The 6,890-nt window shown below is 64.0% G+C and carries 7 protein-coding genes and 1 pseudogene; 4 read left to right on the top strand and 4 right to left on the bottom strand.

What is annotated here, in order from left to right; genetic code table 11:
• The 3 genes and pseudogenes from NP3_RS49500 to NP3_RS38810 form a co-directional block, all read left to right on the top strand.
• Nucleotides 1–262, top strand: a pseudogene (locus tag NP3_RS49500) (hypothetical protein); the annotation flags it as partial.
• Between the two features lie 11 nt (nt 263–273).
• Nucleotides 274–789, top strand: coding sequence for an ImmA/IrrE family metallo-endopeptidase (locus tag NP3_RS38815; protein ID WP_063046691.1), 516 nt, complete (start codon nt 274–276; stop codon nt 787–789).
• The gene (locus NP3_RS38810; RefSeq protein ID WP_063046690.1) at nt 786–1,796 is read left to right on the top strand and encodes a hypothetical protein; all 1,011 of its coding nucleotides are present in this window, start codon (nt 786–788) and stop codon (nt 1,794–1,796) included. Before NP3_RS38815 ends, NP3_RS38810 begins: the two co-directional genes overlap by 4 nt.
• A 304-nt stretch (nt 1,797–2,100) precedes the next feature.
• Here the strand turns inward: NP3_RS38810 and NP3_RS38805 are convergent, their stop codons facing one another.
• Both NP3_RS38805 and NP3_RS38800 read right to left on the bottom strand, forming a co-directional pair.
• Nucleotides 2,101–2,517 (bottom strand): helix-turn-helix domain-containing protein, encoded by a 417-nt coding sequence (locus tag NP3_RS38805; RefSeq protein ID WP_011207048.1) that lies wholly within the window; start codon nt 2,515–2,517, stop codon nt 2,101–2,103.
• Between the two features lie 361 nt (nt 2,518–2,878).
• Complete coding sequence (locus tag NP3_RS38800; RefSeq protein ID WP_063046689.1) at nt 2,879–4,042, bottom strand: steroid 3-ketoacyl-CoA thiolase; 1,164 nt, start codon at nt 4,040–4,042, stop codon at nt 2,879–2,881.
• 98 nt (nt 4,043–4,140) lie between these two features.
• Between NP3_RS38800 and NP3_RS38795 the strand changes: the two genes are divergently transcribed.
• Nucleotides 4,141–5,448 (top strand): cytochrome P450, encoded by a 1,308-nt coding sequence (locus tag NP3_RS38795; protein WP_063046688.1) that lies wholly within the window; start codon nt 4,141–4,143, stop codon nt 5,446–5,448.
• A 137-nt stretch (nt 5,449–5,585) separates the two neighbouring features.
• On the opposite strand, the gene NP3_RS38790 is transcribed toward NP3_RS38795, so the two are convergent.
• Nucleotides 5,586–6,002, bottom strand: coding sequence for a nuclear transport factor 2 family protein (locus tag NP3_RS38790; RefSeq protein WP_063046687.1), 417 nt, complete (start codon nt 6,000–6,002; stop codon nt 5,586–5,588).
• A complete protein-coding gene (locus NP3_RS38785) occupies nt 5,999–6,889 on the bottom strand; it encodes a TIGR03619 family F420-dependent LLM class oxidoreductase (RefSeq protein WP_063046696.1) in 891 nt (296 codons plus the stop codon). Before NP3_RS38785 ends, NP3_RS38790 begins: the two co-directional genes overlap by 4 nt.
• Nucleotide 6,890 lies beyond the last annotated feature (1 nt).

Here is a 6,890-nt window from a genome sequence, read left to right as displayed (position 1 = left end):
GCCGCCCGCGCCCGCTCCTGAGCAGGCACCACCGCCCGCGCCGCCTGCCGCACCCGCGCCATCGGCCAAGCCGAATTCGGACGTCCGGCACACCAGGGCAGACGACGGCCTGCCGAAGCCCAACGTACTGGGTGTGGTTGGTGGCCTGATCGCGCTCGCACTGGCCGGAACCGGCTCCGGCGCAGTGAGTTTCCAGAGCGCGTCGGCCGCGCAGGCCCGCATCGATGCCGCTCGTGCCGAATTCTTCGGACCGAGAACGTAAGGGGGCGTTCGATGACCGAGAGCAGGAACCAAAGCGGACTCCGGGCCTACCGCCGGGTCGCGGCGGCGGTCGACGCGGTATGCGCGGTCGCCGCGGATTCCGATGCGACCACCCTGGAGGAGGTCGTCGCCTCCATTGCCAGCGAGCGGCGCCGCGAAATCGAAATCGCCAGTGCCGAACTGGGTCCCGGTGTCTGCGGCCAGCGCCGGTTCTATCCGGACCGCGATGTCATCGTGCTCGCCACCGCACTGCCGAGCCGCGACCACACGCTCGCACACGAATTGGGCCATATCGTCTTCGATCACGAGGGTGCGCCCGCGCCGGAGGTGACGCTGGAGGCCAGCGACGATCTGATCGCCTACATGCTCAGTCAGCGGGCGCATCAGCAGATCATCGACGACGGCGCCGACGAACTCGCCGAATGGGAGGCCGAAACCTTCGCCGCCATGTTGATGACCCGACTCCGCGTATTCAACAGCCGGGGCGCGGGCGTCTCGGTCCTTCGATTCGATGAGGCGCTGGGATGACCCTCTGGTTGACGGCCATGCTGGTCTGGGTTGCCGCCGGTGCGCGTGTGGGGCGCGTGCTGGTGAAGCCCGCGACGACCGCCCGAGTGGCGATCGTGGTCGCGGTCGCGGCGGTCGCGCTCGCGGCCACCGTCGCGGTTCCGGAAATCGCGCTGGCGCTGGACAACCTGCTACCGCGCGGCCTGCGTTCGGGCATGCCCTCCGACGGCATCGTCGCCTCGGCCTGGATCCTCTTCGCGGCCGCGACCTCGGTGGTGGCCTCGGCCGCGTGGCCGGTCGTCTCCCGCAGCAATCTGCGCCAGATCGCCTTCGTCATCTATGGCGTCGGTGTGCTCGTAGTGGCGGTGAATCTGTTCTGGTCCACCACCTTCGGCTGGATAGTTGTCGCACTCGGCTGTGTATTCGTCGTTGTCACCGGTGTGCGCAATCTGGACTGGACCACCCTCGGTCGCGGTATCGCGATCTACACCGCGGGCACCGCGGTCGTCGCGGTACTGGCAGCGCTGCAGGTCCGCCGGGCCTCTATCGATGCGCCGCCCGCGCGGGCCGGTGAAGCGGACTGGGCTTGGCCTATCTGGGCGGCGGCCGCGCTGCTCATCGCGTTCGGTGCGGTCTGGATCGTGGTGGAGTTGTGGGTGCGTGCGCGAATCCTGTTGCGGCAGACCAAGGTTCTGCACCGCATCATGGTCGGCCGGTTTCCGGAGGTGGTCGCCCACGAGCAGACCGGTACCTCGACGCAGCTCAAGGCATCCGATCAGGTCGCGCAGATCATGGACGCGCTGTATCTGCAATCCGGCGGCGGCATCGAAATTGTCACCGCTGGCCCGCCGCCGCCACTGGTATCGGCGCGTGCGGACCGAGTTGCGCAGTGGGCGCGAAACCCATTGGGTGATGTAGTAGTAGACGCACGGTGGATTGCTCCGCCCGAGGGCATTAGTCCTCGCGGTTGGGTCCAGGCAATCGCGCGCGCCTACGAAGCGGGTGCCGGAGCCGCTGCCCGAAATTGATCGTGTGCAATCCAAACCGATCAGTCCGAAGCATTCCGAGGACTCGCTCCGGGTATTCAATACGGTTGACATAGCAAGGAATCCGGCAAGGCTCTGATGGCCTGCCGGATTTCATGTGTCTACCGACGTATCCGCACAACTGATTTCGTCGCAACGCGGTCACTCCAGGCGCGCGCTTTTATCGCAACCCTGCACTTGTCGCCAAGCCCATAATTCATGGGTGGTGCAAGTCACGAAGCATCCATACCCATGACGCAGTACGGTGCGACCCTGTGGGTCGCACCGTACTGCGCTGTGGGAGAACCTATTCGGTACCGTCCGGAGGAATTTCGGGCAGACCTTCGCTTGCCCGCAATTTCTCCGCCATGGAGGTGAGGAGGTTCTGTGATTCTTCGGACAGATCGAACGCCCTACTCGACAACCGTCGCAGCCCGTAGCCCTGCAGCTGGGACAGCAACTCCAGATCGTGATCGATCTTGGCGGCATAGATGTCGTTGAAGAAGTAGTCCGGCTTGACCTTGAAGAACTTGGCCAGTGCAGCCACCGTTTCGTCCGACGGGTTGGTCCGCTGTCCCGACCGCAACTGCGAGAGGTACGGTTTCGAGATCGGATGTCCGGAGGCCGTCAGCGCGGCCGCAACCTCCGCGTTGGTGTGCGGCTTGCGCCCCGGGGGATGCACGGTTTCGAACAGCTTGTTCAGCCGCGCCGCGAAATCAGCCATTGTGAGCCGCCCAATTCCCTTCGCTGTACTAACAGTCGTTATCTCGGATACGTATCATTGATATTAGCGGCTCAGTAACTGAAAACCTACGCCTGATTCAGGATTTCCTTGAAGCTTCTAGGTGCCGCTCCGGTGAAGTCACTGCGACGGTTGCGTTTGCGGGTCACGCCAACGGCTCTTGAGAAGGGGTGGTGTGAACCGGTTCTGGCCCGTCGCGAGGGTCTTCCCCGATAGGTCTGTGATAGCGAAAAGATAGCTGATAGGTCATCTACGTGCCTGTACTGGAGTTTGTGTGGCGTACGACACGTTTTGGGCTCATTGGGATGAACGTTCAACTTTGGAGCAGAATTGGTTGAAACTGCTACAAACGCTCGATGATAGTGCCTGTCGCCAATGCGCCACCTGCACACATGAGAACCATCGCGGTGCTGCCGCCGGATCGCTCCAGTTCATGCAAAGCCGTTGTGATGAGCCGAGATCCGGTTGAGCCGACGGGATGTCCGAGGGCGATGGCGCCACCGTTTACATTCACCCGGTCCATGTCTGGCTTGTGTACAGAAGTCCATGAAAGTGCCACTGCCGCAAAGGCTTCATTGATCTCGAAAAGGTCGATGTCGCCGATATTCATTCCGGAGCGTTCGAGCAGCCGGGTGCAGGCCTGCACCGGGCCGTCGAGATGGAACTCGGGCTCCGCGCCGACGAGCACCTGGCTCACGATCCGCGCGCGCGGGCGCAAACCCGCTCGCTGCGCGGCCTTTTCGTCCATCAGCAGTACGGCGGCCGCGCCGTCGGAGATCTGCGAGGAGGTGCCCGCGGTGTGGATTCCGCCCTCGAGTACCGGCTTCAGCTTGGCCAGGCCCTCGGGCGAGGTGTCGCGCAGGCCCTGATCCCTTGTCACGTCCAGCTTTTCGCCGGTGAGCTTGCCTTCCTTGTCGACGGCGGGCGCGGTCACGGTGAGTACCTCGCGATCGAAGCGTCCCTCGGCCCAGGCCTGGGCGGCCAACCGCTGCGAGCGGACGCCGAGTTCATCGAGATCATCGCGAGTGAAGCCGCGCCGCTTGGCAATACGCTCGGCGGCCTCGAATTGATTCGGCAGATCGATATTCCAGGAGGCCGGGCGACGTGGGCCCGCGTTCTCGCCGACGTTGGCGCCCAACGGAACTCGGCTCATCGCCTCCACGCCGCAGGCCATGCCGATATCGATGGCGCCGGTCGCGATCAGCCCGGCGATCAGATGGTTGGCCTGCTGCGCCGATCCGCACTGTGCGTCGATGGTGGTGGCGCCGACCTGCCACGGCAGTCCGGCGTGCAGCCAGGCGACGCGGGTCACGTTGTTGGACTGTTCACCGGCCTGGGTGACGCAGCCGCCGATGACCTGTTCCACCGCTGCGGGATCCAGGTGCGCCTTCTCGAGCAGTCCGCGCTGGGCGACGCCGAGCAGTTCGGCGGCGTGCAGACCGGCGAGCCAGCCGCCGCGCTTGCCGATGGGGGTGCGAGCGGCCTCGACGATGACGGGTGTGCCCATGTCCAACCTTTCTTTCGGGACAGAAACTGAAACGTGTGTTTACGCGTAATGCGGCGGAATCTGTCCTGTTCTTCCCTCATTATGCCGCCTATGCTTCAATGATTGTAGAACGTGTTTCAGTTTGTCGAAGGAGACATCTGGTGGTAGACCAGCGCAATGCCCGGCCGAACCTGCCGGATGGGTTCGATGTCACGGACCCGGACATTTATGCCGAGCGTGTTCCGGTCGAGGAGTACGCCGAACTGCGCCGTACCGCACCGATCTGGTGGAATCCGCAGCCCCCTGAGATCGGCGGTTTCCATGACGAAGGCTTCTGGGTGGTGAGCAAGTATGCCGACGTCAAGGAGGTCTCGCGCCGCAGCGATGTGTTCTCCACCTTCGAGAACACCGCGATCCCGCGCTTCAACGACGACATCACTCGCGAGCAGATCGAATTGCAGCGCTTCGTCCTGTTGAACATGGATGCGCCCCAACACACCAAGCTCCGCAAGATCATCTCCCGCGGCTTCACCCCGCGCGTGATCAACGGCCTGAAGGCCGAACTCCAGACCAGGGCCGAGGCCATCGTCAAGGAAGCGGCGGAGAACGGCACCGGCGATTTCGTCACCCAGGTCGCCTCCGAACTGCCGCTGCAGGCGATCGCCGAGCTGATCGGCATCCCGCAGGAGGACCGCAGGAAGGTCTTCACCTGGTCCAACGATATGACCGGCTACGACGATCCGGAAAGCACGGCCGATCCGGTCGCCGCATCCGCCGAGGTGCTCGGCTACGCGTACCAAATGGCCGCGGCGCGTAAGGAATGCCCGGCCGACGATATCGTGACCAAACTGATCGAGGCGGATGTCGACGGCGATGAGCTGACGCCGGAGGAGTTCGGCTTCTTCGTGATCATGCTGGCCGTCGCGGGCAATGAGACCACCCGCAATGCGATCACCCACGGCATGGCGGCCTTCCTGGAGCATCCGGACCAGTGGGAGCTGTTCAAGAAGCAGCGTCCTGCCACCGCCGCCGACGAGATCATTCGCTGGGCCACCCCGGTCACCTCGTTCCAGCGAACCGCGCTGGAGGACACCGAACTCGGTGGCGTGCAGATCAAGAAGGGCCAGCGGGTGGTCATGCTCTACCGCTCGGCCAACTTCGACGAAGAGGTCTTCGAGAACCCGGAGAAATTCGACATCATGCGAAAGGACAACCAGCACTTGTCCTTCGGCGGTACCGGCGCGCACTTCTGCATCGGCGCGAATCTGGCGCGGATGGAGGTCGATCTGATCTTCAAAGCCATTGCGGACGCCATGCCCGATATCACCAAGCTCGGTGACCCCAAGCGGCTGCGTTCCGGCTGGCTCAACGGGGTCAAGGAATTCCAGGTCGACTACAAGGCCTCGGGCTGCCCGGTCGCGCACTGAATCGCCGGGGATCCAGGCTTGTGTCGGCAGCCTGGATCCCCGGCCCTCGGTAACAGATAAGGGCCCCCGCACCGGTTTGCCCAATAGCCGGTGCGAGGGCCCTTGTTGTGCTGCCCCCGAGGGGAGGGGCAGCGCGCTCAGGGAATCGGCTTGGCCGTGGCCATTGCGCGGTCGACCTCCCAGAAGGCCCGCAGCGCGGCGATTTTGCCTGATTCGTCGACCTTGTAGGTGAACACGCCCTCGGCATCGATCTGGTGTCCGCCCATCTTGGTGCGGATCAGACCGGTGAACGCGATCTCGTTACCGCAGGCGAAGGAGTCCTCGAACAGGAACTCGATCGAATCGGTCTTCGCGATCGCCATATCCCAGAAGGCCGCGATGGCCTCCTTACCGCGATGACCCTTGCCCTCCGGATCGAAACCCGAAGGGCCGATGGGATCTTCGACAATGCCGTCGGTTGCGAACAGATCGACCCAGGCCTGCTTGTCCCTGGCCCGCACCGCGGCCTGCGAGGCGAGTCCGGCGGTCCTTGCTGGATGTTCGGAAGTACTCATACGCGTGCCTTCGCGACGATGGGGTCCTCGATATTCTTCGCGGCGAAGCGGCGCAGTGAATCCTGCTTCGCCGCCAGCTCACCGTCGAAACCGATGCCGTCGGCCAGCCACGGGACCACGATCGCGTCGGTCACCCCGGCATCGGCCAGATCCTGATATCCGGAGCGCCCGAACTTGTCGATGCACACCGCCTGGATTTCGAAAGGTGCACTCTCCCGGCCGAATTCGGTGCGCAGGGCGCCGAGCTTGCCGATGGTGACGCACAGTTCGTCGTAGGTCATCATCGCCGAGGTCCAGCCGTCGCCGACCTTGGCCGCCCGGCGCAGCGCGGGCGCGGTGTGGCCGCCGATGTAGAACGGCACCGGTTCGCCCGGCGCCGGGCTGATCTGCAGCGGCTCGAAGTCGAAGAACTTCCCGTGGTATTCGACCATGCCGCCGTCGAGTACCAGCTTGATCACCTCGATCATCTCGTCGACCCGTGCGCCACGATCGGCGTAGGGTACGCCGCACCATTCGAATTCCTCAGGTGCCCAGCCGATTCCGACACCGAACCCGAACCGGTTACCGGACAGGTTGGCGACCGAGCCCACTTGGCGCGCAAGCAGCAGCGGATTGCGCGAGCCGAGTTTCAGCACGTTGGTGTAGAAGCGAATCCGGCTGGTCACCGCCGCCATGGCGGTCGCGCCGATGAGCGGGTCGACCCACGGTGTCTCCGGGCCCCAGAAGCGGCTGCCGTCGGCGGTGTAGGGATACTTCGCCGCCGCCGACTTCATATAGAACAGCGAATCCGGTAGTGCGATCGACGAAAATCCGCACTCCTCAGCGGTTTTCGCCAATTCCGGCAGCTGGTCCAGCGGACTCAGCGCGATACCGACGGTGAACTTCAGC

Source organism: Nocardia pseudovaccinii NBRC 100343 (assembly GCF_001613225.1).
In the GTDB taxonomy this organism is placed as follows: domain Bacteria; phylum Actinomycetota; class Actinomycetes; order Mycobacteriales; family Mycobacteriaceae; genus Nocardia; species Nocardia pseudovaccinii.
This window is presented reverse-complemented; position numbering and strand designations above follow the sequence as displayed.

Bases quoted from the DNA above. Each gene is read 5' to 3' on its own strand.
- NP3_RS38815 (WP_063046691.1), top strand. From the start codon at position 274: ATGACCGAGAGCAGGAACCAAAGCGGACTCCGGGCCTACCGCCGGGTC.
- NP3_RS38810 (WP_063046690.1), top strand. From the start codon at position 786: ATGACCCTCTGGTTGACGGCCATGCTGGTCTGGGTTGCCGCCGGTGCG.
- NP3_RS38805 (WP_011207048.1), bottom strand. From the start codon at position 2,517: ATGGCTGATTTCGCGGCGCGGCTGAACAAGCTGTTCGAAACCGTGCAT.
- NP3_RS38800 (WP_063046689.1), bottom strand. From the start codon at position 4,042: ATGGGCACACCCGTCATCGTCGAGGCCGCTCGCACCCCCATCGGCAAG.
- NP3_RS38795 (WP_063046688.1), top strand. From the start codon at position 4,141: ATGATTGTAGAACGTGTTTCAGTTTGTCGAAGGAGACATCTGGTGGTA.
- NP3_RS38790 (WP_063046687.1), bottom strand. From the start codon at position 6,002: ATGAGTACTTCCGAACATCCAGCAAGGACCGCCGGACTCGCCTCGCAG.